The 1263-nt window shown below is 59.7% G+C and carries 2 protein-coding genes; both read left to right on the top strand.

The window, feature by feature from the left end; translation table 11 throughout:
* Positions 1 to 184 (top strand): hypothetical protein (locus HHL08_RS25445; RefSeq protein WP_206378101.1); only part of this gene is annotated, 184 nt, incomplete at its 5' end.
* Positions 153 to 1099 (top strand): IS630 family transposase gene (locus tag HHL08_RS25260; RefSeq protein WP_169575587.1). Its coding sequence is split into 2 segments (ribosomal slippage): positions 153 to 489 and positions 489 to 1099, totalling 948 coding nucleotides; the frame shifts between segments, so codons are not numbered across the junction. The genes HHL08_RS25445 and HHL08_RS25260, both read left to right, overlap by 32 nt.
* The last annotated feature ends 164 nt before the right edge of the window (positions 1100 to 1263 follow it).

The raw sequence follows: 1263 nt of genomic DNA, 5'->3' as shown, positions 1-1263 counted from the left end.
CACCCCGATCATCGTATCTTTTGTCACGGTTGCCGTCCTTTCCGCTCAGTGGTCTCAACACCACTTCTTTGGCACATTGCGATGCCGTCTGGGGAGGGCGGCAACCACCCCATCTGATTCAGAGTCTGTGCTGGTGAAGGAGGCCAGCATGGATGGGCCAACCTCTATCGATGGATTTACGTAAGGGGCTTCTGGCGGCGATCGATGCCGGGATGAGTTGTCGTGCTGCGGCGGCTCGGTTTGGTGTAGCGCCCTCGACAGCGATCCGTTGGCAGGATCAGCGGCGTACGACCGGCAGCTTTGCTCCCAAGCCTCAGGGTGGCGATATGCGATCGCGCCGGATCGAGGAGCGGCAGGCTGAAATCCTCGCCATATGGGAAGCGCGCAAGGACATCTCGCTTGAAGAACTGCGGGCGGCGTTGATCGATCTGGGCCTGCACGTCTCGGTGGCCGGGCTTCACCGCTTCTTCGTTCGTCACGGTATGACGCGCAAAAAAAGACTGGCCATGCGATCGAGCAGGACCGCCCCGATGTCCTGAGCCAACGACATGACTGGTTCGATGGCCAGCTCGATCTTGACCCCGAACGGCTCGTGTTCATCGACGAGACCTGGACCGCGACCAACATGACCCGCAGCCATGGCCGCTGCGCCAGGGGCGAGCGCCTGCGGATGGGCTTCCCGCACGGCCACCGCAAGACGACCACGCTGGTTGCCGGATTGCGCATGACCGGAATGGTCGCGCCAATGGTGCTCGATGGCCCGATCAACGGCGACTGGTTCGAAGCCTATGTCACCCATGTTCTCGTGCCCGAACTGCGGCTCGGCGACGTTGTCATCATGGACAACCTGTCGAGCCACAAGCGCGCATCGGTGCGCGAGCGGATCGAAGCGGCAGGCGCAACCTTGCGCTTCCTTCCGCCCTACAGCCCAAACTTCAATCCCATCGAGAAAGCCTTCTCCAAGCTCAAGGCCATGCTCAGGAAGATCGGCGAGCGCACGGTGAGCAGCCTCTGGGACCTCATCGGCAGGCTCGTGGATATCTTCCAGCCCAGAGAATGCGCCAACTACTTCAGCTCGTGCGGATATGATCCGGACTGATCGAAAAGCGCTCTAGTGCGGAAGAAGACAGCAGTATCGCGCAATCTCGCAGCCAAGAAGCATGACTTAAGCCCCTTTCGCATTTGTACAGGTCAAACTTTGGATCTCATTTCCCTTGAAGTACAAGCTTTGCCTGGATCAACCGGAATATCTCCGCCTGATAG

The organism is Sphingobium psychrophilum (genome assembly GCF_012927105.1).
Taxonomy (GTDB): domain Bacteria; phylum Pseudomonadota; class Alphaproteobacteria; order Sphingomonadales; family Sphingomonadaceae; genus Sphingobium; species Sphingobium psychrophilum.
Note: the sequence above shows the minus strand (reverse complement) of the source record. Positions and strands in the feature narration are given on the sequence as shown.